Here is a 25673-nt window from a genome sequence, read left to right as displayed (position 1 = left end):
GCAAGTGGTCTGGCCGTCGGCGACAAGCCTGTTGTCACACATAAGCGCCACATGATGTGTATCATACCGCCCAGAATGGTGGTGGTCCCTCGTTCGCCGGAGTCGTACCGCCAATGCTGGAGCCACAGGAGGTGATCTTGGCCACTGCACGTCTTGCACTGAGTTATGGACAGGCCTTTGTTGCCCCGGAGCGGCATCGCCAGCGTAGCTCGATGTCGGTGCGCCTGCCGGAAGAGGGGGAGCCCAAGGGTGCATGCGCGTTGATCAGCGACTCAGCGTCCGGGCATGCGCTGGCCAAACAGGCCGGGGACCTCAGTGTTCGCGGGTTTCTCAATGACTACTACGCCACACCCAGCCACTGGACCGTCAAGGCGTCGGCCCAGCGCGTCATTCGATCCCTGAATGCCTGGTGTCACGGCATGACGCGACAGATGGACAGCGGCAGCTACGTGTCGTCCCTGTCTGCCGTGGTGTTCAAGGAGCGTAGTGCCCACCTTTTCCATGTTGGTGACACCCTGGTCTTTCGTCTTCGAGGGGCTGAATTCGAGCAGCTGTCGCGGGACCACGTCACTGACCTTGGCGGCTACCGCTATCCGGCCAGGGCGCTGGGCATGGATGTCGGTATCGATATCGACTACACCGAGTGGTCACTCAAGCAGGGCGATATCTTTCTGTTCACCACCCAGGGGGTGCGGGGCACCTTGCTGCCGTCGGACTACGTGCGCCTGATACGCGAAGACGCCAGTGACCTGGACGCCGCTTGTGAGCGGCTGGCTGCCGCGGCCGGGGCCAGAGCGGGGGAGCGCGGCTACGGCAGCGATCCGTTCTGTTTCCAGCTGGTCAGGGTCGATGAGCTGCCCGACGTGTCACCGGATGCCCCCAGCCGTCTGTACGGCGACCTGCCGATTCCCCCGGAGCTTGCTCCAGGCAATCAGATCGACGGTCTGCTGATCGAGGAGGTGCTGTCACGGACAGCCCACTCTCGCGTGTACCGGGTGCGTGACCTGCAGACCGATCGCATCTGTGTGCTCAAGGCACCGAGCCCTGAGTTGTCGAATCGAAACGCCTACCTGGAGCACTTTTTGCTGCAGCAGTGGGTGGTGGAGCGCGTGCATTCGCCTTTCGTGGTCAGCGTGGTGGAACCGTCCCGCCAGCGTCGTCATCTCTATTACCTGATGCGGCACGTGGAGGGCATGACCCTGTCCCAGTGGGTGGCGCGCTTTCCTCGTGCCAGCCTTGGGCAGCGGCTGGACATCGCGCTGCAGCTCGGCAAGGCGATCCAGGCGCTGCACAATCGGGACCTGATTCATCAGCAGATCCATCCGGATAATGTGCTGATCGATGAGCATGGCCAGGTGGTGTTGGCCGACTTCAGCGCCTGCCATCTGCGTGACGTCGATGGTCATCGGCGCTCACGCCGCCTGGTGCAACAGGTCGGGCTCAACGAACACAGTGCGCCGGAATATGCGCTCGATGACGAGGTGGGGCGGCGCAGCGATCAGTACGCGCTGGCCTCGACGGTGTACTGGCTGCTGAGTGGGCAGCTGCCTTACGACATCCCGACCCACCAGTTACGCAGCCATACCGACCTGGAGCAGCTGAGCTACCGCAGCGTGCGCAGTCGTCGTCCGGATGTCAGTCAGGAGCTGGATGAGGCATTGAAGCGCGCGCTGGATCCGCAGCGATCATTGCGCTTCCGTCGGCTGTCCGAGTTCCTGTATAGCGTGAGGCCGAGCCGGCAGCAGCCCAAGGAACAGGCGCCGAGGTCCATCCGCGCCTGGCAGGAGCCTGCCAACCTATGGCAAGGCATTGCCGGTGTACTGCTGGTACTGCTGGTGCTGTCGTGGTGGTTGCGCTGAGCCTAGCCAGGCGTCGGGATGGGGGCTATCAGGGTGGGAGCTGTCGTCGTGGGGCCTGTACCCACCCCCTTTCTGTGCCTGTCGGCGCCGGCAGGCTGACGGTGCAGTCATGCCCCGCCATGGACAAAGGTGGACGATAGCTCCTTGGTGTTGGACCCGCCCGATGGCCGCACCACAGCCGGTACTGTCCGCAGGGCGGGGACCTCAGGTGCGCTCCAACTCTCGCTTTATGTGGATGATAAGTGTGTGCCAAAGAATGACGTCAGTGTATCGAAAGGTATCCTGTCGAGTTGATCGTAAAGGTCCACATGGTCTGCGTTAGGCACGATGACCAATTCCTTCGGTTCGGAAGCTACCCTGTTGACGTCTTCAGAGTAATAGCGCGAGTGAGCGTTTTCGCCGGCCACCAGAAGAATGGGACGTGCGGACATCATGTCGATGTTTGCATATAAGGGAAAACTGAAAAATGACATGGGGGTCGTCGCTGTCCATGCCGTTGTCGAGTTGATCCCCCTGGGGTGGAAGCCTCGCGGAGTACGGTAGTAATCGAAGAATGCGGCCAGCACCGAGTCTGGATTCTCGGGCAGGGATTCAGGCAATACGCGCTGGCCTTTGATGATGTTCCCGTTTTCGTCGAACGGGACTTCGTGATAGCCCAACCCATAGCTACCGTTTTCCGCATCTACCCACCGCTGTTGGCTAAGATAATCAATGACCTGATGGCGCTGCTCCCGCGTATAGCTATCTTTATAGCTGCGACTCATGCTGCGGGACATGTCATACATGGAAACGGTGGCAACCGCCTTGATGCGTGAGTCACTGGTCGCGGCAGTCAGTGCCATACCGCTGTAGCCACAAATGCCGATGGCTCCAATGCGGTTGCGGTCAACGCTCGGTAACAAGCCAAGAAAATCGACAGAAGCGCTGACATCCTCAGTGTTGATGTCCGGTGAAGCGACATTGCGCGGTTCACCACCGCTTTCTCCTGTGAAAGAGGGGTCGAATGCCAGCGCGACAAAACCGCGTTCGGCCATGGTTTGCGCGTAAAGGCCAGATGACTGCTCTTTTACGGCGCCAAAGGGGCCGCTGACAGAAATCGCTGCGAGTCTGCCACTTTTGTTTTTCGGCTGGTACAGGTCTGCTGCCAAGGTGATCCCGTACCGGTTCTTGAAAGTGACCTTGCGGTGATCGACGTTTTCACTCCTGGGAAACGTCTTGTCCCATTCCTGCGTGAGTGACAGGCCGGTGGCTTCATCTGTGCCGGACGTTGCGTTGGGACGGGAAGACGCCGCTGCCGGAGCTGCCGGGTAGCCGAGCAGCGCCGCTGACCCAGCAGCCAGTACGGCGCCTTGGATGACGCTTCTACGGGTGACAACGTACTCGGCGTCTTTGGTCTTCGGGTTGGATTCGTGCATGGTGTTCTCCATTATGCAAGCCCGGCTCACGACGCAGTCGAGAGGGTCCCGTTGTCGATGACGAATCGATATTTGACGTCGCCCCTGAGCATGCGCTCATAGGAGGCATTGATTTGGTCTGCGCTGATCAGTTCGATGTCCGCCACGATGTCGTGCTTGGCACAAAAATCGAGCATTTCCTGGGTTTCGGGAATGCCGCCGATCATCGAGCCAGCAAGAGTTCGGCGCTTCGACACGAGGTGGAATACCTGTGGTGACGGGTGAGCTTCAGCCGGTACGCCTACCAGTGTCATGGTCCCATCACGCTTCAGCAGCGCCATGAAGGCATCGAGGTCATGTGGGGCGGCAACGGTATTCAGGATGAAGTCGAGACTTGCCGTGTGCTCGGCCATCTCGCTGGCGTTGCGTGAAACGACAACGTCGTCAGCGCCCAGGGCCTTTGCCGCTTCGCGCTTGGAGTCGGATGTGGTGAATGCGACGACATGGGCACCCATCGCATGGGCAAGCTTGATACCCACGTGGCCCAGGCCGCCGATACCCACAACGCCGACCTTCTGGCCCGGTCCGATGTTCCAATGGCGCAGCGGCGAATAGGTGGTGATGCCTGCGCATAGCAGTGGCGCCACGGCAGCAAGTTGCGACTCTGGATGGCGGATGCGCAAGACATAGCGCTCGTTCACCACGATCTGTTGGGCATAGCCGCCTAGCGTCCAGCCTGGAGCATCAGGCGTGGGAAAGTTGTAGGTGCCGATCATGGCGTCGCAGTAGTTCTCCTGGCCGACATCACATTCCTCACAGTGCTGACAGCTATCGACGATGCAACCGACGCCCACAAGGTCTCCGACCTGGACATTCGTCACCTGAGTGCCGACGCTGGCCACACGGCCAACGATTTCGTGACCCGGTACGCAGGGAAAGTGAGTGCCCGCCCATTCGGCACGTGCTTGATGCAAATCGGAATGACAGATGCCGCAGTACGCGATGTCGATCTGCACATCCTGAGCACCCGTCGCCCGCCGGGTAATGTCCATGGGTTCCAGAGGTTTGTCGCCCGCAGGCGCGCCATAGGCTTTGATCATCATGAGAACTCCTTTTGACCGATTGATGTCAGATGTCACTACCCAATTGTCATGTCGTCTTGAGCAGCCGTTGGCCAGATCCGACCAGCAGGAAGGCGATCGCCGACAAGATGGCGCTGCCAATAAAGGTCGCGCCGATACCGAAATGATCCAGAAGCGTGCCGCCGAGGGCGGCGCCCCCCAGGATGGCGGTCTGGATGGCTGCGACGATCAGGCTTCCGGCGGCTTCGGGAGCGTCGTCTAGGTTCTGTGTGAGCCAGGCCATCCAGCCGATTGACATCGCGGTGTTCATGACGCCCCAGATCGCCAGCAACAGTGCCGCCACGACAACAAGCTGGCCAAACCCGAGCAGGCCGATCGTCGCCAGCCCCATCACCACCGGCAGCACTTGCAGTAGACGTATGACCTGGCCGTCGGCGAACTTGCCGCCCGCCCAGGTGCCGAGAAATCCGGCACAGCCCAGCACCAGGAACAGTTGTGACAGCTCGGTCACAGTGACGCCGGTGACGGTTTCCAGGAACGGCCGGAGATAGGTGAACATCGTGAACGCACCCGCAAAGGTGAAGATCACGGCCGCGATACCGCGGGCAAAGTAAGGGCGCCTGAGGAGCGAGATCAGCGCGCGGATGGACTGTCCCTGTGCTGCAGGCAAGGACGGCAGGGCGATGAGCTGCCAGACCAGGTTGAACGCCACTATTGGTACCAGCACCCAGAAGGCGCCACGCCAGCCAATCACACCGCCGAGATAGCTACCGACCGGCGCTGCGAAGGCCGCGGCGAACGCCTGCCCGGTGTACATCACGGCCAGCGCAGCGGCGGTGCGTTCAGGAGGCACCAGGCGCATGATGACCGCGGTTGCCAGCGCCCAAAAGCCGCCGATACAGATGCCAAGTAACGCCCTTGCCAGCATCAGCACTGCCAGACTGGAGGCGGTGGCCACCATGATCAGCGAGACCAGCATCAGCGCGGTCATGATCACCAACACCCACTTGCGATTGAGACGGCCCGCTGCCGTGGTAATGACGAGGCTTGCGGCCACAGCGAAAAAGCCGCTGACAGAGATCGCTTGGCCGATCTTTCCCGCGCTGACACCCAGTCCATCTGCGATAGGCGTCAACAGGCTTACTGGCATGAATTCGGCGGCGATCAGCATGGCGACACATAGCGACATGGAGAACACGGCGCCCCAGGTACTGGTCTTTGTCACGGAGTCATTAGACAGGTGTTGAGCAGTCATCGGTCTCTCTATGCGATATCAACGTCGGTGTGTGGCAAGGCCAGTGACAGGTAAAGGCCCCGGTGCCCACAACGCCTGGATTGCCATATTGCGTAGCAGTACCGTCGAGACGGTAGATGGATTGGCCAAGGTTCTTGCCTGATACTCCGAGTTCATGGAGCACGGTTCGACTAGGAAGGGTGGGCGAGATATCGTCGTGGAAAGAGGCGCAGGGAGACCTTCTATGCCAGTTCAACTTCACATCGAGCGACGCGACATGGGATCGCTTGACGCTATCCACGCAGACCTGGCGGGCTTGATTGGGGGGCGTACGCTAGGGTTGGAGGATTGCGCGACCGAGCTTGAAAGCCTGGCGTTGTTCAGGCGTGAGGCCCTGACCGAGCCCTGCGCCTGTATGGTGCAGCCCAGCATTGTTATCGTCGTCCAGGGGGCCAAGCAAATGCTGGTCGGCGAGCAGGCCTATGCCTACGACACCAAGCGCTTCTTGATCAACTCGCTGGATCTCCCCGCTCGATCGCAAGTGCTGGAGGCCAGCACGGACATGCCGTGCCTGGGGCTATCCTTCAAACTCGATCTGTCTGTCATGACGGAGCTGATCTCGCAGATCCGGCTGCCGCCACCGCGTGCTCGTGCCAGCGAGGCGGGCACGTCTATCGGCACGCTCACCCCTGAGCTGTTGGAGCCCTTCAGGCGTCTGCTCGGGGTACTCGACGAGCCCGCTGACATGGCGGTGCTCGCGCCACTGATCGAGCGTGAGATCCACTACCGTCTGCTTAAAAGCGATCTGGCACCACGTCTGTGGCAGATTGCGTCGGTTGGTAGCCAAAGCCAGCGGATTGCCAGAGCCATTGATTGGTTGAAGGCGAATTACACACAGCCGCTGCGCACCGCTGAGCTCGCGACCCAAGCGCAGATGAGCACATCGAGTCTGCACCAATATTTTCGTCAGCTGACGGGGATGAGCCCCTTGCAGTATCAGAAGTGGCTACGCCTTAGCGAAGCCAGGCGTTTGATGCTGAACGACGCTTATGATGCCGCCGCCGCCGCGTTTCAGGTGGGTTACGAGAGCCCGTCGCAGTTTAGCCGCGAGTACAGTCGCCTGTTTGGCGCACCTCCCAAACGCGACATCGAGAGCTTGCGGCACCGGAGTTTTGCTGGCGCTGACAACCCCCCAGACGCGGCATTCTAGGTTGAGGCTGGCAAGGGCTAAGCTGCGATCAGACGCCGTGGCCTCACGCCACAGAACGTCACGTTTCTCTGGGGGAGAGAACGAACGGCATTGTCCAGGTGCTAGACGGAGCCCTTAGACAAAGAAGCGACTCAGGTGGCACCGAATCGTGCGCACAAAAAAAACCCGAGGCAGAGCCTCGGGTGTGTCTTGGGGCGTGGCTTAAAGGCTGAACTCTGGCAGGCGCTTGTCGACCCGGGCGAGCTTCAGCTTGGCCATTTTTGGCAGCCCATTCTCGAAAGGCGGGAAGTCTTCGCCCTGGATCAGGGGGGCCAGGTAGGTACGACCCGCTTCACTGATGCCAAAGCCGTCCTCGCGAATATAGTCGCGGGGCATGAATTTCTCGCGGTTGGCTACGTCCGCTAGGGGCGCGGCCTCGATGTCCCAGCGGTAGGGGTTCTCGCTGACCCGCTTGATGGCGGGCATCTGGGCATTGTGGCCGTCCAGCGCCAGTTCGACCGCCTTGACTCCGACAGCGTAGGCCTGCTCGACGTCAGTCTTGGCGCCAAGGTGGCGTGCTGCACGCTGCAGGTAATCTGCCACGGCCCAGTGATACTTGTAGCCCAGGTCCTGCTTGACCATGCCGGCCAGTGTCGGTGCCACACCGCCCAGTTGGCGATGCCCAAAGGCATCCGTGTTGCCGGAGTCGGCAAGGAAGGTGCCGTCTTCGTAGCGTGCCCCCTCGGAGACAACAATGACGCAGTAGCCGTAGTTCTTGACGGCGTACTCGACGCGCTCCATGACCTGGCGACGGTCAAAGGGGATCTCGGGGAAGATGATGAGGTGTGGCGGCTCGCCTTCCCCTTGTCCCGCCAGGCCGCCTGCGCCGGCGATCCAGCCCGCGTGGCGTCCCATGACCTCGAGTACGAACACCTTGGTGGAGGTGGCGCACATGGAGGCGATGTCCATGGAGGCTTCCAGGGTGGAGGTGGCGATGTACTTGGCGACGCTGCCAAAGCCCGGGCTGTTGTCGGTAATGGGCAGGTCGTTATCCACGGTCTTGGGAACGTGGATGGCGGTCAGCGGATAGCCCATTTTTTCAGAGAGCTGCGACACCTTGAGGCAGGTATCGGCACTGTCGCCGCCGCCGTTGTAGAAGAAGTAGCGGATGTCGTGGGCCTTGAACACCTCGATCAGACGCTCGTACTGGGCCCGGTGGCTCTCGATGTCCTTGAGCTTGTAACGGCAGGAGCCGAAGGCGCCGCCCGGGGTGTGGCGCAGCGCAGCAATGGTGTCGTCTGACTCCTGGCTGACGTCGATCAGATCCTCGGTCAGGGCGCCGATGATGCCATTATGGCCTGCATAGACCTTTCCGATACGGTCGCTGTGGCGGCGGCAGGTCTCGATGACGCCGCAGGCGCTGGCGTTGATGACCGCGGTGACGCCACCGGACTGGGCGTAGAAAGCATTGTGCTGGGCCATGAGGCGTGGGGCTCCTGGGTTGCTAGGGTCGGAAAGAAGGATGATCCCGGGACAGGCGGAGGCCGTATAGCGTCCTTGTCGGGCCGTGGTTGGCCGCCGTCTCCGAGTGCGACATGCACAGCCTGCGGTGCAGCCGCTGTGGCGTGGGTTGCCGGCATGGTCGGCGATTTTATCCGATCACCCGGTCCCCTGCACCCTGAGTGCGTGCTGCTGTGGCAATAGGTGCCATCGGTGCCAGTCCATCTGGCTGGCCCGCAAGGGATCACCCCTGGCGTGTACCCCCTGGCGCTGTGACTGGCCAGGGCGTTGCCGGATCGGGGCGACTGTAGATCGGTGGTAACGCGCTGCCAAGGGTGGGCGAGGGCAACACAAAGTAAATTGGTGGGTGACAGGCAACACGCCCCGCTGTCTGGGTGGCTCTGGAGGCCTTGGTCACGGCGTGCTAGTCTGCCGCCAACTTAACGTCGCCATGGCGCTCCCTGAGCCTTGTGGGCGGGGGTCGGGGTGAGTCAGGCGGAGCGATGGAGGCGACATGCATCTTCACATCATCGGTATCTGTGGCACCTTCATGGGTAGCCTGGCGTTGCTGGCCCGTGAGCTGGGCCATCAGGTCAGCGGCTCGGATGCCAATGTCTATCCGCCCATGAGCACCCAGTTGGAAGCAGCAGGTATCGCGCTGCAGAACGGCTTTAGCGGGGATCATCTGACGCCTGCACCGGACCTCGTGGTCATCGGCAACGCTTTGTCGCGGGGCAATCCTGAAGTCGAGGCGGTACTGGACCAGGGCTTGCCCTACGTGTCAGGGGCGCAATGGCTCGCCGAACACGTTCTGCCGGGACGTCCTGTGGTGGCCGTGGCAGGGACTCACGGCAAGACCACCACCGCCAGTCTGCTGGCCTGGTTGCTCGACAGCGCAGGGCTCGAGCCTGGGTTCCTGATCGGCGGTGTACCGCGCAACTTTGGCGTGTCCGCCCGGTTGGGCGAGGCGTCGGCCCCCTTTGTGGTGGAAGCCGATGAGTACGACACCGCCTTTTTCGACAAACGCTCTAAGTTCGTGCATTACCGCCCATTGGTCGCCGTGCTCAACAACCTGGAGTTCGATCACGCCGACATCTTTCCTGATCTGGCGGCTATCGAGCGGCAGTTTCACCATCTTGTGCGTACCGTTCCCGGTCGCGGCCTGCTGCTGGTCAGCGACGACAACGATGCACTGGAGAGAGTGCTGGCGGCAGGGTGCTGGACGCCGGTGGAGCGCATGGGGCAGGCCACGACGTCGCCTTGGCGAATCGAGCTGGAGCGCGAAGACGCCAGCCGTTTCCGGGTCATTCATCGCGACCCCCAGGGTGTCGAGGTAGACGCGGTGGTCGACTGGGGGTTGACCGGCAGCTACAACGCACACAATGCGCTGGCAGCGCTGGCCGCCGCCCGCTACTTCGATGTCGATCTTGCTCGTGGAGCGGCGGCACTGTCTCGTTTCGAAACCCCCAAGCGGCGCCAGGAAGTACGGGGAGAGATCGCCAATATTCAGGTCATTGATGACTTCGCCCATCACCCTACCGCGATAGAAGCCACCCTGTCGGGGTTACAGGCGTCCACCCAGCGCGGACGGCTGCTGGCGGTAATCGAGCCACGCTCCAATACCATGCGTCTGGGCACCCTGCGCGACCGCCTGGCCGCCAGCGTAGCCTCGGCCGACCAGGTTTGGTGGTATCAGCCCGCGGGGCTCGACTGGTCGCTCAACAGTGTGGTCGAGGCGTCACCGGTCACCGCCCACCTGGCGACTGACATCGAGGCTCTGGTCGCGGCACTGGTCGCAGAGGCGCGGCCTTATGATCGTATCGTTGTGATGTCGAACGGTGGGTTTGGCGGCATTCATCAGCTGTTGCTGGATGCGTTGGAGCGCGCTCATGGCTGAGGACTTCAAGTCGCCCGTCACCGTTGCCATCACGGGTGCCTCGGGTGCCCAGTACGGGCTGCGGTTGATCGATGTGCTGGTCAGCGCCGGGCATGAGGTGTGGGTCATGATCTCCAAGGCGGCGCACCTGGTGATCGCCACCGAGACCGAGGAATCGCTGCCGCCACGTCCAGCGTTGCTGGAGGAGGCGTTGACCTCGCGCTTTGCGGCGCAGAAGGGGCAGATTCGCTGTTTCGGGCGTGAGGACTGGATGTCGCCGGTGGCCTCCGGATCTGGCGCCAGTAGTGCCATGGTGATCTGTCCCTGCTCCACCGGTACGCTGTCCGCGGTGGCCTGTGGTGCCAGCAACAACCTCATCGAGCGTGCCGCCGATGTGGCGCTGAAGGAGCGCCGCAAGCTGGTGCTGGTCCCTCGCGAGACGCCGCTGTCCGCCATTCATCTCGAGCATATGCTGAGCCTGACGCGCATGGGGGCCGTCGTGCTGCCAGCGGCTCCCGGGTTCTATCACCAGCCACAGAGCATCGATGATCTGGTGGACTTTATCGTGGCGCGAATCCTGAATCAGCTAGGCATCGATCATCGCTTGATGCCGCGCTGGGGCGAGCCAACATCCGGCGATTGAAGGTCCGCCTGTTCTTTGAATTCTATGGGAAAGGAAACCCATGCCCAGCCTTTCGGTACTTTCTGTCTTTATCCCTACGTTTTTCCTGGTCTCGCTTACCCCTGGCATGTGCATGACGCTGGCGATGGTGCTGGGCATGACCCAAGGCGTCAGGCGCGCGCTCTGGATGATGCTGGGTGAGCTGGTCGGCGTCGGCCTGGTTGCGTTCTCGGCCGGTGCTGGCGTTGCTGCCCTGATGCTCAAGCTGCCGGCGCTGTTTGCGCTGTTCAAGTGGCTGGGCGGCGCTTACCTGGTTTACCTGGGGGTGCTGATGTGGCGCTCCCGCGGGCGCATGGCGATCCCCGATGAGATCGACGCGGCGGCCCCTCCGGCGCGACGGGAACTGGCGATGCAGGGCTTTGTCACTGCGGTGGCCAACCCCAAGGGCTGGGCCTTCTTCGTCGCGCTATTGCCGCCGTTCCTTGAGCCTTCACGTCCGCTGATGGGGCAGTTGGCGGGGCTTGTGGTGATTATTCTGAGTCTCGAGTTCAGCTGCCTGCTGCTCTACGCGAGTGGTGGCAAGAGCCTTCGCCACCTGCTGGCACGGGGCGGTAGCGTCAGGCTGCTCAATCGTATTGCCGGGACCTTGATGATCGGCGTCGGCTTCTGGCTGGCGCTGGGGTAGCCGTCGTCGGTGATAGACGTGCTAATGGCCAGCGGGAATGGCAAGCGCTGACACAGACGCCCTGTTTCTCAGGCAGCTCGCTCCTTACGTTCCTGGCTATACGGGCGGCAGCCACAGCATCCGGGCGCTGATCAGCACAAGGGACGCCAGCCCCAGATATGCGCCTGGGCAGCCCGCAAAGCCAGGCCGCTCGCGCCTCAGCCATGACAGCTGCACCATCGCGCACACCACCAGACCCAGCAGGGCACCGCCGATCAGGTCGCTTAACCAGTGTACCCCCAGCACAATACGTGACAGGGCCATGGGAACGATGATGGCAATCGCCACCCAGTAGGGCCAGAAGCGCCGATGGTGGGGGAGTCGCTGGGCAATGAAGGCAGCGGCGAGGCCGTAGAGCACGACGGCCGTGGAGGTGTGGGCGCTGGGGTAGGACAGGGAGTCCGCCAGATAGTCCGGTGCATCCGGGCGCAGTCGGCCAATGACGCTCTTGCCCAGGGTGTTGAGCAGGCCGATGCCCGCAAGCCCCGCGGCGATGTGACTCAGCGCCGCCCAGCGGCGACGCCACAGTAGCCAGCCCAGCCAGGGCAGCGCCAGAACGATGACCCCGAGCGTGTCGCCTGCCTTGGCCAGGCTCGTCGACAGGGTGGTTAGGTGGGGGATGTCGAGACTGCTGACCAGTGCGTTGAGGCGTTCGTCCATGGGCAGTGGGCCGTCTGCCTGGAGCACCACCAGGGTCCAGGCGCACAGCGCGGTGAGGCTTCCCAGTAGCAATAGCCAGGTAGCCAGTGGTGGCTCGTCCTCGTGGGTCGGGGCGAGCCAGCGCCACAGGCGCTGGCCACCCGGCAGGCGCAGGGTCAGCCAGGAAAGGCTGCGAAAGAGGAACCCTGGCGGTGACGCATGGTGGCGGACCAAGGAGAAGATGATGGCGAGCGCGACAACCGTGATGCCCAGAGCGGTGAGCCAGGGATGCAGGTCCTGGGGCAGGGCAAGCCACTGTTGCCAGGTACGCCCCAGCAGATAGCCAGGCAGGATGTAGGCTGGCGCCCACAGTGCGGCTGAGCCTACGTTGGCCCAGGTAAAGGTGGCGGGTGGCATGTGCAGTATGCCCGCGACCAGCGGCACGATCGGCCTTACGGGACCGACGAACCTGCCCAGCAGTACCGATAGTGGGCCGTGGCGCTGGAAGAAGCGGGCGCCCCGTGACAGCCATTCCGGATGGTGGGACAGTGGCCACATGGTGGTGACCTGCTCCCGATAGCGGTAGCCAATGGTATAGCTGACCCCATCGCCAACGATCGCGCCGGCAAACGCGCACGCCATGACCCAGCCCACCGCGATTTCCTGATGGCCTGCAAGCGACGCTGCTGCGGTGATCAGAACCACGCCTGGCACCACCACCCCCACCAGGGCCAGTGATTCCACTAGCGCGATGGCGAACACGGATAGCAGTAGCAGGCCAGGCGAAGGCGCCCATTGAATCAGCCAGTCCCCGGCATTTCCCACCCTTACTCTCCTTTGCTTGGCGGCGAGGCGGCATGATGCCACAGTCGCGAGCCGCTGGGCATTGGCTGACCGGTCAGTCCGCCGTCATGGTCTGGGTGCGTCGCTGCAAGCGCTCCAGGAAGACCTGCCAGTCCTCTTCCGGCTTGAGGGCACACAATTGCGAGCGAAGGGTCAGCGGACCCAGGTCCGCCAGGCGAACCTCGGATAAGGCCTGTTCGAGTCGCTTGGTGACCAGCAAGGCGCCGCTTTCCGTGGTGTTAGGGAGGATCAGCCAGAAGGTGTCGGCGCAGTGCCTGCCCAGGATGTCGTGGTCGCGGCAGTGCAGGTGGACCGCACGACAGAGCTGATCGAGCTGTGACAGCTGTAGACGTGAGCCGTGCTGCTCGCTGGCTACCTCAAGCTGAGGCAGATGCAGAATGACCACGGCGAGACGCTGGTCCAGGTGCTGGGCGCGTTCAAGCTCTCCGGTCAGACGCTCGTGCAGGGTGGCGTGATTGAGGGCGTCGCAGTCGGCATCGCTCGGGTCGGTAGCGCGAGCGAGGTCCCGTTGGCGTAGATGCTCCCAGCTAGCCAGGGTGCAGCAGGCCAGGAAGGTCAGCATGCTGATCACCTGGGCCACGTCAGGGGTCATCTGACTGTGGATGAATAGCCAGAGGGGAAGGGCCAGGCACGACAGCACCAAGGCGGGTCCCAGTGGCAGCAGCAGCAAGACCAAGGCAATCGGCAGGCTCGTCCAGATCGGGTCGAGGGTTGAGTGGATGAGTGCCTGGTCATACAGCATCAGGCAGGCGCATATCAGCAGCAGGTAATGAGTAAGTCGCGAGTTGCGCCGGGCATCCAGGTAGGCGATGACGCCGACCAGGCAGCACAGTACGGCAGGCAGCAGGATGTATTCGTATTGACCAATCAGGTAGTGCCATAGCGCGACGGCAGCGAGCAGCAGGGCAGCCAGCAGGTCAGCGAGCAGGCGCCAGGAGCGTCGCCACTGCGGGTGTTCAGTCATGCGCTTCCTCCACCACCTGAGGGGATGGACGCTGTTGGCCGAGGGTCTCCAGGATTCGCGGCAGATTATCCAGTCGCGTAAGGGGCACGGCGCGTGAGTGAGTGGGTGCGTCGATAGCGTCCAGCAGCTCCTGGCGGCGCTGTCTTGCCTGGTCTGCGTCGCGGCTGGTCAACAGCACGCCGAGAGTTTTCTGGTCCAGCTGGTAAGCGTTTTCGAAGGACTTGATCTGGCTGCATACCTCTTGAGCGATGCGCCATAGCTGCCGTCCCTGGACGTGGATCAGCAGCAGCTCGGCGTGGACGTCGTCACGGGCGGCACGGCTATTTTCCTTGACCAGATCGCGCTCGAGCTGCTCCGCCGACCACAGCGCCAGGCCTGGCGCCAGCCGGGCTCGCTTGCGCACCAGCCGCAGCGAGTGCCCACCAGGCAGTGAGCGGCTGATGGCGAATAGGCATAGGCAGGTGAGCAGGAGTCCTACCAGGATCCAGTGATGAGGACTGAGTCGGTCGATCAGGCTCCACCAGCTGAGGCCGGCGAGGGAAGCATTGAGCAGCTGCATCCAGCGCGGCTGAGGCAGTGCGAGCAGGCACGGCCAGGCCCATAGCCAGGCAGCGTTGGTATGTCCTGGCAGCATGACCAGGGCCGCCAGCAAAAGGCTGGCGACCGCGAGCCAGGGGCGGTAGGCATGCCGCCGATGGCTGAACTCCAGGGCCAGGCCGGTCAAGGCAAACCACAGGGCGGCCAGGCTCAGCAAGATGCCGTCCCAAGGTTGGTCGGACAGCAGCGCGCAGGCTGCCAGCAGCCCGGCAGCGGCAAAGATATTCAGCTTGAACAGTCCGACTTTGTACTTGATCCGCATGCTGTCTTACTATGGCCTCTTCAGTGGTTCCTGACCCGCCCCACGCTTTCCCCTGCCCCCTAGCTGGTGTCCAGTTTGGGGGGTAGAACACGTCAAGGAGAACTTCCCATCGTGTCCGACTCTGCCAGCGCCACCTCCGCCACCATCGACGATGTCAGTGCTTACATGAATGCCGTCGGCCAGCGTGCCCGGCAGGCTGCCTCTGCCATGCGCCGTGTGACTCCGGCCGCCAAGAATCATGCGCTGAAGGCCATGGCGAAGGCACTGGATGAGGCGCGACCAGAGATTCTGGCGGCCAATCGTGATGACATGGCGCGTGGTCGTGACAAGGGGCTCGATGACGCGCTGCTCGACCGCCTGGCGCTGAACGATGCACGTATCGATGCGATGATCGAAGGGCTGCATCAGGTCGCGGCTCTCCCTGACCCGGTCGGCGAGATCAGTGATCTGTCCGCCAGGCCAAGTGGTATCCAGGTGGGCAAGATGCGCGTCCCCCTTGGCGTTATCGGTATCATCTATGAATCGCGTCCCAACGTCACGCTGGAAGCGGCCAGTCTCTGCCTCAAATCGGGCAACGCCTGCATTCTTCGTGGCGGTTCCGAGGCCAGCGCCTCCAACCTTGCGTTGGCGCAGTGCATCGCCAAGGGGCTCGGCGAAGCGGGCATGCCGGACGCTGCGGTGCAGTGTGTGGCGACCACTGACCGCGCTGCGGTGGGTCATCTGATCAGCATGCCTGACTACGTTGATGTGATCATACCCCGCGGTGGAAAGTCCTTGATCGAGCGCATCAGTCGGGAGGCCAGGGTGCCGGTGATCAAGCACCTGGATGGTATCTGCCACGTCTACGTGGATGCCCATGCGGATCTCGACAAGGCCGAGGCCATTGCGGTGAATGCCAAGACCCATCGCTACGGTGTGTGTAACGCGATGGAGACCCTGCTGGTGGACGTGGCAGTGGCCGACGTTCTGCTGCCGAGGCTCGCGGGTGTCTACGCGGAAAAAGGGGTGGAAGTGCGCGGCTGCGAGCGTGCCCGCGAAGTGGTGGACAGCTGGTTGCCTGCCAGCGATGAGGACTGGGCGACCGAATATCTGGCGCCGATCCTGGCGGTCAAGGTGGTCGATGGCATCGACGCTGCGATGGCGCATATCGAGCAGTACAGCTCCGGACACACGGAAGCGATCGTCACCGAGAACTATACCCTGGCGCGGCGCTTCCTGGCCGAGGTTGACTCAAGCTCAGTGATCGTCAATGCGTCCACTCGCTTTGCCGACGGATTCGAGTACGGGTTGGGTGCCGAGATCGGCATTTCCACCGACCGCTTGCACGCCCGCGGCCCCGTCGGTCTCGAAGGCCTCACTACGCGCAAGTACGTGGTGCTGGGTGATGGTCAGATTCGCCAGTGAGTGAGCAGGTGTCGTTTTCCATCACCGATGGGCCCGCACGCATCGGCATGCTGGGGGGGACCTTCGACCCGGTGCATCACGGTCATCTACGCACGGCGGTAGAGCTGAGGGACGTGCTCGGCCTGGACGGCGTGCACATGATTCCGGCGGCGCAGCCGCCCTTGAGGGGCCGTCCACAGGTGTCGGCTCAGGAGCGCCTGGCGCTGCTGCGGTTGGGGATCGGAGACACCCCGGGTCTGCTGGCGGACCCGTGCGAGCTGGAGCGAGAAGGGCCGTCCTACAGCGCTCTGACCCTGGCATCATTGCGACAGCGCTACGGTGAAAAGGCGCGGATCGTCATGGCGCTGGGACATGATGCATTTTTGAAGCTCGCGCAGTGGCATCGGCCCGAGCAGCTGTTCGACCTGGCCCATGTGGTCGTGATCGACCGTCCAGACCATATCGGCGCGTTGCCGGCGGCTCTTGAGGAACTGATAGCCGGTCGTGAGGTCAATGACTGCCAAGCACTGATGGAAGAGGCCCAGGGCCGTTTGCTGCGGCTGTCGCTGCCATCACGCATGGCCATATCCGCCACCTTTGTGCGTGAGCGCCTGGCTCAGGGCGAGAGCGTGCGTTACCTCCTGCCCGAGCCGGTGGTGCAGCGTATCGAGTCCCGGGGACTGTATCGGAATCCAGCGATTTCCGGCGCTGAGTGAGAAATTCGTGGAAGCGCTGGAATCGCACTGCCATAAGGCGCGTCAGCGGGTACAATAGACGGTCGATGAATACCCAGTGATGAGGGGCTATGCAGATTGAAGCATTGAAAGCGCTCGTAATCGAGTCGCTAGACGATATCAAGGCGAAGGACGTCGAAGTGCTCGACGTGTCGCGATTGACCAGCGTGACGGATTGGATGGTGGTGGCCAGCGGCACCTCGACACGGCATGTGGCGGCCCTGGCCAACAGCGTGATTACCAACGCCAAGGAGCAGGGTGTGCAGCCGCTTGGCGTGGAAGGCGACAACGGTGCTGACTGGGTGCTGGTGGATCTCGGTAGCGTGGTGGTGCATGTGATGATGCCTGACACCCGCGCACTGTATGACCTAGAGCGCCTGTGGTCAGACTTGCCTAGCGACAGCCCGGCACCAGAGGAAGAGGCCAAGGCATGAGGGTCCGCCTGCTGGCGGTCGGTACACGCATGCCAGGCTGGGTCACTGATGGCGTCGAGGAGTACCGCAAGCGTCTCCCCAAGGACTTTCGCCTCGAGATTGAAGAGATTGCCCCGGGGCATCGTGGCAAGAATGCCGATACGGCACGCGCGATCACCCAGGAAGCAGAACGTATCGACGCGCGCCTGCGTGGAGACGAGCACCTGGTGGCGCTGGAAGTGCTGGGCAAGCCCTGGACGACGGAAGTCCTGGCAGAGCACGCCGATCAATGGCGCCACGGTGGCCGTGACGTCGTGTTGCTGGTAGGTGGTCCTGATGGTCTCGATCCCGCGCTGTCGGCGCGGGCTCATCAGCGCTGGTCATTGTCCCCCTTGACCCTGCCTCACCCTCTGGTTCGGCTGGTACTGGCCGAGCAACTCTATCGTGCCTGGACGCTGATGGTGGGGCATCCCTACCATCGGTGACGGCTTCTGAGCCAGACAAGGATTGCCCCTCGCATGCGTAAGCGTCGAGACACCCTAAAGAATCCCGAGCAAGCGCTACGCATCTTCCGCATGCGAGCAAGCCTCGCTGGCGTCGTGGTGGTACTGCTGTCGGGCCTGCTGGTTGGCCGCCTTTGCTACCTGCAGATCGTTCAGCACGAGGTCTACAGCACGCGTTCCGAGAAAAATCGCGTCAGGGTCGAGCCCCTGCCGCCCACGCGGGGCCTGATCTACGACCGCAACGGTCAGCTGCTGGCAGAAAACCGTCCCACCTATAACCTGACCCTGGTGCGCGAGCGGGTGGACGATCTCGACGCCACTCTCGAGCTGTTGGTCGACCTGCTGGATCTGCCGGCAGAAGAGGTCGAGGCGTTCAAGGTGCGCTCACGTCAGCGGCAGCGGCCCTACCAGCCGGCGCTGCTGATGAGTGATCTGACGGAAGCGCAGATTGCGCGACTGGCGGTCAACCGCCACCGCTTGCCAGGGGTAGAGGTCCAGGCGCAGTTGCTGCGTTTCTATCCCGATGCCGAAATCATGTCCCACGCCCTGGGCTATGTCGGGCGAATCAATGCCGAGGAGCTGGAGTCTCTTGACCCGGGCAACTACGCCGGGACGCACTTCATTGGCAAGACTGGCGTGGAACGGTTCTACGAGGACCAGCTGCATGGGCGAGCGGGACTTCGCAAGGTGGAGACCAACGCCCGCGGCAGGGTGTTGCGCGAGCTTGGGCACACCGATCCTGAACCGGGGCAGGACCTGACCCTTACCCTGGACATGGACATGCAGCAGCTCGCGGTGGACCTTCTGGATGACCGCCGCGGTGCCATCGTCGCGATTGCCCCCCAGACCGGCGAGATCCTGGCCATGGCATCGGTGCCGGGCTTTGATACCAATCAGTTCGTGACCGGTATCGATGTCGCTTCCTATCGTGGCCTGCAGAACGATATCGATCTGCCGCTGTTCGACCGGGCCACTCGCGGCAGCTATCCCGCCGGCTCCACGATCAAGCCGTTCATGGCCATGGCCGGGTTGATCGAGGGCGCCGTCACGCCAGATGAAGTGATCTACGATCCTGGCTATTACCAGCTGCCCAATGATGAGCGCCGCTATCGCAACTGGCTGCGCTGGGGCCACGGTCGGGTCAATCTCGAACGTGCCTTGGCGGTGTCCAACAACACCTACTTCTATTCCCTGGCACACGAGCTCGGCATCGATCGGATCGACGCCAACCTGGGCGCTTTCGGCTTCGGTACTCGCGTTGCCGCCGATGTGGCGGGCCAGGGTGATGGCCTGCTGCCGTCCCGCGACTGGAAACGTGCGCGCTTCAATCAGCCCTGGTATCCCGGGGAGACGCTGTCGGTAGGCATTGGGCAGGGATACCTGCAGATCACGCCGCTACAGCTGGCGTCGGCCACCGCGGTACTGGCCAATCGCGGGCATTGGGTACGCCCGCGCCTGGCCAAGCGCATCGGCGCGGAAGATGTGCCGGTCGACTTGCCGGACACTCCAGCGGATATCGATGCTCCCGATGCCTATTGGACACGGGTCTTCAATGGCATGGAGAAGGTGCTGTCCGGTCGCGAGGGCACCGCCCGGCGCACGGGGGCAGGGCTTCAGTATCGCATGGCCGGCAAGTCCGGCACCGCCCAGGTGTTCTCGCTGGGCCAGAACCAGAAGTACAACGCCGCCGAGCTGCGCGAACGTCTGCGCGACCATGCCTTGTTCATGGCCTTCGCTCCGGTGGAAGACCCCCAGATTGCCATCGCGGTGATCGTCGAAAACGCCGGCGGTGGCTCGACCCACGCCGCCGGTCTTGCCAGAGCCATGGCGGATGCCTGGATCCTGGATCACAACGCCGGCAAGCCGGTATCCGACGATAGCGATCCGCTGCAAGATGACCCAGAGGAGGCCGACTGATGGCCGTCGATTTCGTGCGATCATTGCGTGGTCATCCGGTACGCCCCCCCGCCAGCGGCATCGCCAGGCGCATTTCTCTGTGGCAGCGGCTGCATATCGATCCGTGGCTGCTGGCGATGCTGCTGCTGCTGATGGTCAGCGGCCTGGCGGTGTTGTATAGCGCCAGCGGCGAGAACATGCGGGTGGTCACCGCCCAGGCAATTCGCTTCGGTGTGGCCTGGACCGTGATGCTGGTGCTCGCTCAGTTTTCTCCGGCGACCTTGATGCGCTGGGCGCTGCCCGCCTACATGACCGGTGTGGTCATGCTGGTGGCGGTCGAGATTCTCGGTGACATCGGTATGGGGGCGCAGCGCTGGCTGGTGATTCCTGGCGTGGTGCGCTTCCAGCCCTCGGAAATGATGAAGATCGCCATGCCGATGATGATCGCTGCCTGGATCAGTCGGCACGAGTTGCCCCCGAACTGGAGGGTGCTGGCGGGCTGCGCATTGCTGATCGCCTTGCCGGTGGGGCTGATCGCCCGTCAGCCCGATCTTGGTACCTCGTTGCTGGTGGCTTCGGCGGCGGTGTTTGTCATCTTGCTGGCGGGCCTTTCGTGGAAGTTCATCGGTGCCATGGTGGCCCTGGCGGGGGCCGCCTTACCGCTATTGTGGATGAACATGCACAATTATCAGCGGCAGCGGGTATTGACCTTTCTGGACCCCGAGAGCGATCCGCTCGGCGCTGGTTGGAACATCATCCAGTCGACCACGGCCATCGGCAGCGGCGGTATCTGGGGCAAGGGCTGGCTAGAGGGGACCCAGTCGCAGCTCGAGTTTCTGCCTGAGCGACATACGGACTTTATCGTCGCGGTGCTGGGTGAGGAATTCGGCCTGGTAGGCATGCTGGCCTTTCTGGTGCTCTACCTGCTGATTGTTGCGCGGGGGCTGTGGCTGGCTGGCGCGGCGCAAGACACCTTTGGCCGCTTGCTGGGCGGTGGCATCATGTTGACGTTCTTCATCTATGTGTTTGTGAACATCGGCATGGTCAGCGGGATTCTTCCCGTGGTCGGCGTGCCGCTTCCTCTGGTCAGTTACGGAGGGACGTCCAGCGTGACCTTGATGGCCGGTTTCGGTATTCTCATGGCGGTCAATGCACACCGTCGACTGCTGCCTCGATAGCGTCGATGAACAGGCTTACGGGTTCATGCCAGATCGCCGCCAGAGAGCGCACATGGGCGTGCGACAGCCGTCGCCACCCTGTTCGCCATCGCATTTGCGATAGTGCTGGCAGGCGACACGGCGTGTCCCAAGGGAGAAGATTGATGACAGTACCCCTGATCCAGGGAAGGGAAGGCGTTGGTGCGACACGCCGTGGCTGGCTGGGCAGCGTGTTGGGCGGCCTGCTTGCGACGCTGTCGCTGTCGGCGGCGGCGCAGGACTTCGCGACCCCCGACGTCAACGACATGATGGGACGCCTGGAGCGGCAGGGGATCTCCCGGGAATGGCTTGAGCAGACCATGGCCAGCGCGCAGTTCCAGCCGTCGGTGCTCGAAGCCATGAGTGGTGCCGCCGAGCATCATATGACCTGGGAGCGCTATCGCAATATCTTCCTCGGAGAGGAGCGCATCAACGAGGGTGCCGCCTTTATCGAGACCCATCTTGATGCCTTCGAGCGGGCCGAGCAGCGCTACGGAGTCCCGCCGGAGGTCATCGCTGCCATCATTGGCGTCGAGACCCGCTATGGCAGGATTACTGGCGACCACCGAGTGCTGGACTCCTTGTCGACGCTGGCCTTCCACCATCCGCGTCGGGGAGAGTTCTTCGAGGGCGAGCTGGAGGCCTTTCTCGATATCGCCTACGAGCAGGGCGTGGATCCTGGCAGCCTGAAAGGCTCCTATGCCGGTGCCATGGGCTATCCCCAGTTTATTCCTACCAGCTATCAAGCCTACGCCGTGGACTTTGACGGCGATGGGCATCGCAACCTGTGGACCGACCCCGTCGATGCCATTGGGAGCGTTGGCAACTACTTTGCCGAGCACCGTTGGCAGCCCGGCGGCGAGGTGTACTGGGAAGCACAGGGTCCTGCGACCACACCTGCTGCGATCAATTTCAATCGTACCCAGCGCCCTTACGTGCAGGTCTCCGCACTGGAAGCCCAGGGCATTCGCCCGCAGGAGCCACTGGCGGGCGATCGCAAGGTGATTCCGCTGGCACTCGACAGCGAAGATGGCAGCGTGCGCTATCGCCTTGCCGATACCAATTTTTACGTGATCACCCGCTACAATCACAGCCATCTGTACGCCATGGCGGTGACCGAGCTTGCCGAGGCCATCGCCCAGGTGCGTGACCTGGGAAAGCGCCAGTGGTGGAATGCGCTGGAGCTGGAGGCGACCACATGAGCCTGCGATCGCGCTTGCTGCCCACCATGTCGCTGTTGGTCGCCCTGGGCGGGTGTGCCAGCGGTGGTCCCGGCAATGCGCCAAGTGCGGACGGGGCGGCCACCCAGAGTGAGGCGCCCAGTTCCAGTGGTGGCCGCTACGCCATGAGTGGTGATGCGTATCCTCAAAGCCCACCTGATGTCAGTCAGGTGCCGGACGCGGTACCGCGCAATGAGCCGCGCTCCCGTGCAGGCAACCGGTCGACCTATGAGGTGTGGGGCAAGACCTATCACGTGATGGACGACCCGAGCGGGTATCAGCGCGAAGGCACAGCCTCCTGGTACGGCCAGAAGTTCCATGGCTATGCCACCTCAAACGGCGAAATCTATGACATGTACAAGATGACCGCCGCCCACAAGTCACTGCCGCTGCCGACCTTTGCTCGCGTGACCAATCTGGATAACGGTCGCTCGGTCATCGTGCGGGTCAATGACCGTGGTCCGTTTCATGATGACCGCGAGATCGACCTGTCCTATGCGGCGGCAGCGCGCCTGGACATCCTCGATAATGGCACTGGTCGAGTGCGCGTCAGTGCCATCGATGCTGGTCAGTGGCAGGCCAACGGTGGGCGAGGTGCTGAGGCGTCGTCCGGGGCTGTTGCGTCCCAAGCCCAGGCTCGGCAAACATCTGCTCAGCAAACATCAGCACCGCCAGCTGCGACGCCGTCCCGCTCTGCGGCACAGGCTCCCGCGGTAGCTCAGCGTGGTGCCCGACAAGAGGCCCCAGCGCCGGCGAGTGCGGGTGCAGCCGAGGGTGTCTACATTCAGGTGGCGGCATTGGGTTCTGCGACCAGCGCTCGAGACCTCAAGTCAGACCTGGAGCAGCGCTTGAACCAGGATGTGCGGGTGGCCAGTGACGGTGGCCTGCACAAGGTGCAGGTTGGGCCGTTGGCCAGTCGAGGCCAGGCGGAGCCGATCAGAGAACGCTTGCGTCAGGCCGGCTTTGAGCAGACCTTTGTCGTCGATGGGCGCTAGCCGTGGGCGCCGTTAAACCGGCGCCACGGTGAAGTTCGCGGGTATCGATGTGTGATTAAAATTGTGCGGCGACGTTTAACGCCGCTTTCCCCGACTGTTGTAACGAGACGTTCACCATGATTTTCAAGTCATCTCTTTCTCGCCGCTATTTGCCAGTTGCTTTTGTGTGCGCGGCCCTGGTGGCTCCCTTGACCAGTGCCCAGCAGCCTGACGCTCCCACGCCGGACATGCCCGAGCCCCAGGTCATGATTCCTGCTCCGCCGCAGCTCGCTGCAAAGTCCTGGATTCTGATCGACGCCAACAGTGGTCGCGTGTTGGCTGAACACAACTCTGATCAGCGTCTGCCGCCGGCCAGCCTGACCAAGCTGATGACCGCCTACCTGGTCGAACGTGAACTCGACCGCGGTAATATCCAGGGCGATGACATGGTGCCTATCAGCGAGAAGGCATGGCGCACCGGCGGCTCCAAGATGTTCGTCGAGGTCGGCACCCGGGTGCCGGTGGAAGAGCTGCTGCACGGGATTGTCATTGTCTCCGGCAACGACGCCAGCGTTGCCATGGCCGAGTATCTGGCCGGCGGTGAGGAGCCATTCGCCGACCTGATGAACCAGCATGCCACCCAGCTGGGCATGGAAAACACCCACTACGAGAATGCCACCGGTCTGCCCGGCGAAAACCATTACTCGTCTGCCCGTGATCTGATGCGTCTGGCCCGTCACATCATTCTGGACTACCCGGAACACTACGCGATCTATAGCCAGAAGCACTTTACCTACAACGGTATCGAGCAGCCGAACCGCAACCGCCTGCTGTGGCGCGATCCGAGCGTCGATGGCCTGAAGACGGGCTGGACCGAAGAAGCCGGCTACTGCCTGGTGTCGTCGGGCAAGCGCGATGACATGCGCCTGATTTCTGTGGTGATGGGTACCAACTCCGATGAAGCGAGGGCACAGGAAACGCAAAAGCTGTTGAGCTACGGTTTCCGCTATTACGAGACCCTGAAACTCTATGATCGTGGCGCGGTGCTCAATACCCCGCGTGTCTGGGAAGGTGCGACCAATGAGCTCAAGGTAGGCGTCGACAATGGCGTCTACATGACCGTGCCGCGTAACCGCAATGGAGAGCTGACTGCGCGCCTGGACATCGACAGCGGCCTGGTGGCGCCGATTGCTGCGGGGCAGCGGGTTGGCACCATGGAAGTGCGACTGGGCGACGAAGTGGTTGGCGAGCGCGACCTGGTGGCCCTGGAGGCGGTCGAGGAGGGTGGCTTCTTCAAGCGCATGATCGACAAGGTTCAGCGTTTCTTCAGTGACCTGGTGGGTGGCTGGTTCGACTGAAGCTGTCGCGATCGAGCAGGTGACCCGATCGGTGAGCGGGCAGTGTCCGCCGCCTACGGGAGGTTAGCCGGGTGCGATGCGCCCGGCTTAGTTAAGTCGCCCGGCTTAGCCGAGTCGCCTGGCTTGGTCGAGTCGCCAAGGTTGAGTAGAATAGTCGGGTATCCACTCAAAGGGTCATCGGATGAACGATCGAACCTTCCGGGATCTTCGCTCACAAGCTGGGCCTGATCCGACAGATGTGACCATCACGTTTCCCTGTGACTACCCGATCAAGGTGGTCGGTGATGCGTCTGAAGACTTTGCCGCGACGGTGAGTCAGATCGTGCTCAAGCATGATCCGAGTTTTACCGGGAACAGCCTCGAGGTCATCGATAGCCGCAACGGACGTTTCCAGTCTGTGCGCTTGACCCTGCGTGCCACGGGTGAAACCCAGCTCAAGGCGCTGTTCGAGGAGCTCAAGGCGACCGGTCGCGTGCACATGGTGGTGTGATGGAGCCCATCGAGGTCTATCATCTTGGGCTAGTGCCCTACCAGCCTGTATGGCAAGCAATGCGTGAGCTGACCGATCAGCGGGACGGCACGACGCCCGACCAGATCTGGGTGGTCCAGCATCCCCCGGTGTTCACTCAGGGGCAGGCCGGCAAGGCAGAGCATCTGCTGATGCCCAGCGAGATCCCCTTGGTGGAGACGGACCGTGGTGGTCAGATTACCTACCATGGACCGGGTCAGTTGGTGCTGTATCCCCTGATCGACGTCAAGCGCGCGCGACTGGGGGTCAGGGACCTGGTAAGCGCGTTGGAAGACAGCGTTGTCGATGCCCTGGGACAGCATGACATTGAGGCTCATGCCCGGCCAGATGCACCAGGTGTCTACGTCGGGGAGCGCAAGATTGCCTCCCTGGGGTTGAGGATTCGGCGTGGCGCGAGTTTTCACGGCATTGCCGTCAATCTGGACCTGGATCTGGCGCCGTTCAGCTTCATCAATCCCTGCGGCTATGCGGGGCTAGAGATGACTCGGCTGGCCGACCTGACGTCTACTGACGTGGATGCCAGGCTTGAGGCGCAGCGTCTATTGGATGCCTTGGCCCTTCGGCTGGGGCAACGTGAACTGGTTGAGCGTTCTGGTCAGCCAGAGGCTTTCCACGGCCAACATTTTGATTGATCGCCCTGGAGTCGTCACGGCGATCTTCC

General features: G+C 62.6%; 23 protein-coding genes. 16 read left to right on the top strand and 7 right to left on the bottom strand.

Annotated elements, in window-relative coordinates; translation table 11 throughout:
• Positions 1-137: 137 nt before the first annotated feature.
• Positions 138-1859: a bifunctional protein-serine/threonine kinase/phosphatase gene (locus KUV86_RS18665; protein WP_222486113.1), complete on the top strand. Its 1722-nt coding sequence runs from the start codon at positions 138-140 to the stop codon at positions 1857-1859.
• Positions 1860-2086: 227 nt separating this feature from the next.
• Here KUV86_RS18665 and KUV86_RS18660 read toward each other — a convergent pair whose 3' ends face one another.
• Genes KUV86_RS18660 through KUV86_RS18650 form a run of 3 tightly spaced genes read right to left on the bottom strand, consistent with a single transcriptional unit; the run spans position 2087 to position 5590 of the window.
• Complete coding sequence (locus KUV86_RS18660) at positions 2087-3274, bottom strand: alpha/beta hydrolase (protein ID WP_206943302.1); 1188 nt, start codon at positions 3272-3274, stop codon at positions 2087-2089.
• A gap of 26 nt (positions 3275-3300) precedes the next feature.
• A complete protein-coding gene (locus tag KUV86_RS18655; protein WP_409996349.1) occupies positions 3301-4392 on the bottom strand; it encodes an NAD(P)-dependent alcohol dehydrogenase in 1092 nt (363 codons plus the stop codon).
• A gap of 10 nt (positions 4393-4402) precedes the next feature.
• Positions 4403-5590, bottom strand: coding sequence for an MFS transporter (locus tag KUV86_RS18650; protein WP_222486112.1), 1188 nt, complete (start codon positions 5588-5590; stop codon positions 4403-4405).
• 223 nt (positions 5591-5813) lie between these two features.
• Between KUV86_RS18650 and KUV86_RS18645 the strand changes: the two genes are divergently transcribed.
• Positions 5814-6779, top strand: coding sequence for an AraC family transcriptional regulator (locus tag KUV86_RS18645; protein WP_261397712.1), 966 nt, complete (start codon positions 5814-5816; stop codon positions 6777-6779).
• Between the two features lie 201 nt (positions 6780-6980).
• Here KUV86_RS18645 and KUV86_RS18640 read toward each other — a convergent pair whose 3' ends face one another.
• The gene (locus tag KUV86_RS18640) at positions 6981-8240 is read right to left on the bottom strand and encodes a 6-phosphofructokinase (protein WP_222486110.1); all 1260 of its coding nucleotides are present in this window, start codon (positions 8238-8240) and stop codon (positions 6981-6983) included.
• A gap of 532 nt (positions 8241-8772) precedes the next feature.
• Here KUV86_RS18640 and mpl point away from each other — a divergent pair.
• From mpl to KUV86_RS18625, 3 genes are read left to right on the top strand one after another with little or no spacing between them, the layout of a single operon-like run.
• On the top strand, positions 8773-10155 hold the full coding sequence (gene mpl, locus KUV86_RS18635) for a UDP-N-acetylmuramate:L-alanyl-gamma-D-glutamyl-meso-diaminopimelate ligase (protein WP_222486108.1): 1383 nt from the start codon (positions 8773-8775) through the stop codon (positions 10153-10155).
• On the top strand, positions 10148-10777 hold the full coding sequence (locus KUV86_RS18630; RefSeq protein ID WP_222486106.1) for a flavin prenyltransferase UbiX: 630 nt from the start codon (positions 10148-10150) through the stop codon (positions 10775-10777). The genes mpl and KUV86_RS18630 overlap by 8 nt, the downstream gene beginning before the upstream one ends.
• Before the next feature lie 40 nt (positions 10778-10817).
• The gene (locus tag KUV86_RS18625; protein WP_206943293.1) at positions 10818-11441 is read left to right on the top strand and encodes a LysE family translocator; all 624 of its coding nucleotides are present in this window, start codon (positions 10818-10820) and stop codon (positions 11439-11441) included.
• Between the two features lie 96 nt (positions 11442-11537).
• On the opposite strand, the gene KUV86_RS18620 is transcribed toward KUV86_RS18625, so the two are convergent.
• From KUV86_RS18620 to KUV86_RS18610, 3 genes are all read right to left on the bottom strand, one after another.
• Positions 11538-12944, bottom strand: coding sequence for a bifunctional DedA family/phosphatase PAP2 family protein (locus KUV86_RS18620; protein ID WP_222486104.1), 1407 nt, complete (start codon positions 12942-12944; stop codon positions 11538-11540).
• Between the two features lie 73 nt (positions 12945-13017).
• Positions 13018-13947 (bottom strand): GGDEF domain-containing protein, encoded by a 930-nt coding sequence (locus tag KUV86_RS18615; protein WP_222163465.1) that lies wholly within the window; start codon positions 13945-13947, stop codon positions 13018-13020.
• A complete protein-coding gene (locus KUV86_RS18610) occupies positions 13940-14806 on the bottom strand; it encodes a hypothetical protein (RefSeq protein ID WP_222486102.1) in 867 nt (288 codons plus the stop codon). Before KUV86_RS18610 ends, KUV86_RS18615 begins: the two co-directional genes overlap by 8 nt.
• A 165-nt stretch (positions 14807-14971) precedes the next feature.
• Between KUV86_RS18610 and KUV86_RS18605 the strand changes: the two genes are divergently transcribed.
• The 11 genes from KUV86_RS18605 to lipB all read left to right on the top strand — a co-directional run bounded on the left by KUV86_RS18605 (position 14972) and on the right by lipB (position 25644).
• Positions 14972-16210 (top strand): glutamate-5-semialdehyde dehydrogenase, encoded by a 1239-nt coding sequence (locus tag KUV86_RS18605; RefSeq protein WP_222486326.1) that lies wholly within the window; start codon positions 14972-14974, stop codon positions 16208-16210.
• A 47-nt stretch (positions 16211-16257) separates the two neighbouring features.
• Positions 16258-16905 (top strand): nicotinate-nucleotide adenylyltransferase, encoded by a 648-nt coding sequence (gene nadD, locus KUV86_RS18600; protein ID WP_222486324.1) that lies wholly within the window; start codon positions 16258-16260, stop codon positions 16903-16905.
• Between the two features lie 89 nt (positions 16906-16994).
• Positions 16995-17357 (top strand): ribosome silencing factor, encoded by a 363-nt coding sequence (gene rsfS, locus KUV86_RS18595; RefSeq protein WP_206943283.1) that lies wholly within the window; start codon positions 16995-16997, stop codon positions 17355-17357.
• Positions 17354-17821: a 23S rRNA (pseudouridine(1915)-N(3))-methyltransferase RlmH gene (gene rlmH / locus KUV86_RS18590; protein ID WP_222163457.1), complete on the top strand. Its 468-nt coding sequence runs from the start codon at positions 17354-17356 to the stop codon at positions 17819-17821. The genes rsfS and rlmH overlap by 4 nt, the downstream gene beginning before the upstream one ends.
• 33 nt (positions 17822-17854) lie before the next feature.
• The gene (gene mrdA / locus KUV86_RS18585) at positions 17855-19756 is read left to right on the top strand and encodes a penicillin-binding protein 2 (RefSeq protein ID WP_206943279.1); all 1902 of its coding nucleotides are present in this window, start codon (positions 17855-17857) and stop codon (positions 19754-19756) included.
• Positions 19756-20913: a rod shape-determining protein RodA gene (gene rodA, locus KUV86_RS18580; protein WP_206943277.1), complete on the top strand. Its 1158-nt coding sequence runs from the start codon at positions 19756-19758 to the stop codon at positions 20911-20913. The genes mrdA and rodA overlap by 1 nt, the downstream gene beginning before the upstream one ends.
• Before the next feature lie 143 nt (positions 20914-21056).
• Positions 21057-22133, top strand: a complete 1077-nt coding sequence (gene mltB / locus KUV86_RS18575) for a lytic murein transglycosylase B (RefSeq protein WP_222163455.1) — start codon at positions 21057-21059, stop codon at positions 22131-22133.
• On the top strand, positions 22130-23146 hold the full coding sequence (locus tag KUV86_RS18570; protein WP_222486100.1) for a septal ring lytic transglycosylase RlpA family protein: 1017 nt from the start codon (positions 22130-22132) through the stop codon (positions 23144-23146). Before mltB ends, KUV86_RS18570 begins: the two co-directional genes overlap by 4 nt.
• Before the next feature lie 227 nt (positions 23147-23373).
• A complete protein-coding gene (locus KUV86_RS18565; protein WP_261397722.1) occupies positions 23374-24483 on the top strand; it encodes a D-alanyl-D-alanine carboxypeptidase family protein in 1110 nt (369 codons plus the stop codon).
• A gap of 181 nt (positions 24484-24664) precedes the next feature.
• Positions 24665-24973 (top strand): YbeD family protein, encoded by a 309-nt coding sequence (locus tag KUV86_RS18560; RefSeq protein WP_206943269.1) that lies wholly within the window; start codon positions 24665-24667, stop codon positions 24971-24973.
• Complete coding sequence (lipB, locus tag KUV86_RS18555; RefSeq protein ID WP_222486098.1) at positions 24973-25644, top strand: lipoyl(octanoyl) transferase LipB; 672 nt, start codon at positions 24973-24975, stop codon at positions 25642-25644. Before KUV86_RS18560 ends, lipB begins: the two co-directional genes overlap by 1 nt.
• Positions 25645-25673: the final 29 nt, after the last annotated feature.

This window comes from Halomonas sp. DP8Y7-3, from assembly GCF_019801675.1.
In the GTDB taxonomy this organism is placed as follows: Bacteria; Pseudomonadota; Gammaproteobacteria; order Pseudomonadales; family Halomonadaceae; genus Halomonas; species Halomonas litopenaei_A.
Note: the sequence above shows the minus strand (reverse complement) of the source record. Positions and strands in the feature narration are given on the sequence as shown.

What these genes read in the sequence shown, in the direction of transcription:
- KUV86_RS18615 (WP_222163465.1), bottom strand. Translation starts at nt 13,947, where the DNA reads ATGACTGAACACCCGCAGTGGCGACGCTCCTGGCGCCTGCTCGCTGAC.
- lipB (WP_222486098.1), top strand. Translation starts at nt 24,973, where the DNA reads ATGGAGCCCATCGAGGTCTATCATCTTGGGCTAGTGCCCTACCAGCCT.
- nadD (WP_222486324.1), top strand. Translation starts at nt 16,258, where the DNA reads ATGCTGGGGGGGACCTTCGACCCGGTGCATCACGGTCATCTACGCACG.
- KUV86_RS18650 (WP_222486112.1), bottom strand. Translation starts at nt 5,590, where the DNA reads ATGACTGCTCAACACCTGTCTAATGACTCCGTGACAAAGACCAGTACC.
- mrdA (WP_206943279.1), top strand. Translation starts at nt 17,855, where the DNA reads ATGCGTAAGCGTCGAGACACCCTAAAGAATCCCGAGCAAGCGCTACGC.
- KUV86_RS18560 (WP_206943269.1), top strand. Translation starts at nt 24,665, where the DNA reads ATGAACGATCGAACCTTCCGGGATCTTCGCTCACAAGCTGGGCCTGAT.
- KUV86_RS18570 (WP_222486100.1), top strand. Translation starts at nt 22,130, where the DNA reads ATGAGCCTGCGATCGCGCTTGCTGCCCACCATGTCGCTGTTGGTCGCC.
- KUV86_RS18660 (WP_206943302.1), bottom strand. Translation starts at nt 3,274, where the DNA reads ATGCACGAATCCAACCCGAAGACCAAAGACGCCGAGTACGTTGTCACC.
- mltB (WP_222163455.1), top strand. Translation starts at nt 21,057, where the DNA reads ATGACAGTACCCCTGATCCAGGGAAGGGAAGGCGTTGGTGCGACACGC.
- KUV86_RS18625 (WP_206943293.1), top strand. Translation starts at nt 10,818, where the DNA reads ATGCCCAGCCTTTCGGTACTTTCTGTCTTTATCCCTACGTTTTTCCTG.
- KUV86_RS18565 (WP_261397722.1), top strand. Translation starts at nt 23,374, where the DNA reads ATGCCCGAGCCCCAGGTCATGATTCCTGCTCCGCCGCAGCTCGCTGCA.
- KUV86_RS18605 (WP_222486326.1), top strand. Translation starts at nt 14,972, where the DNA reads ATGAATGCCGTCGGCCAGCGTGCCCGGCAGGCTGCCTCTGCCATGCGC.
- rsfS (WP_206943283.1), top strand. Translation starts at nt 16,995, where the DNA reads ATGCAGATTGAAGCATTGAAAGCGCTCGTAATCGAGTCGCTAGACGAT.
- rodA (WP_206943277.1), top strand. Translation starts at nt 19,756, where the DNA reads ATGGCCGTCGATTTCGTGCGATCATTGCGTGGTCATCCGGTACGCCCC.
- KUV86_RS18645 (WP_261397712.1), top strand. Translation starts at nt 5,814, where the DNA reads ATGCCAGTTCAACTTCACATCGAGCGACGCGACATGGGATCGCTTGAC.
- KUV86_RS18640 (WP_222486110.1), bottom strand. Translation starts at nt 8,240, where the DNA reads ATGGCCCAGCACAATGCTTTCTACGCCCAGTCCGGTGGCGTCACCGCG.
- mpl (WP_222486108.1), top strand. Translation starts at nt 8,773, where the DNA reads ATGCATCTTCACATCATCGGTATCTGTGGCACCTTCATGGGTAGCCTG.
- KUV86_RS18630 (WP_222486106.1), top strand. Translation starts at nt 10,148, where the DNA reads ATGGCTGAGGACTTCAAGTCGCCCGTCACCGTTGCCATCACGGGTGCC.
- KUV86_RS18610 (WP_222486102.1), bottom strand. Translation starts at nt 14,806, where the DNA reads ATGCGGATCAAGTACAAAGTCGGACTGTTCAAGCTGAATATCTTTGCC.
- rlmH (WP_222163457.1), top strand. Translation starts at nt 17,354, where the DNA reads ATGAGGGTCCGCCTGCTGGCGGTCGGTACACGCATGCCAGGCTGGGTC.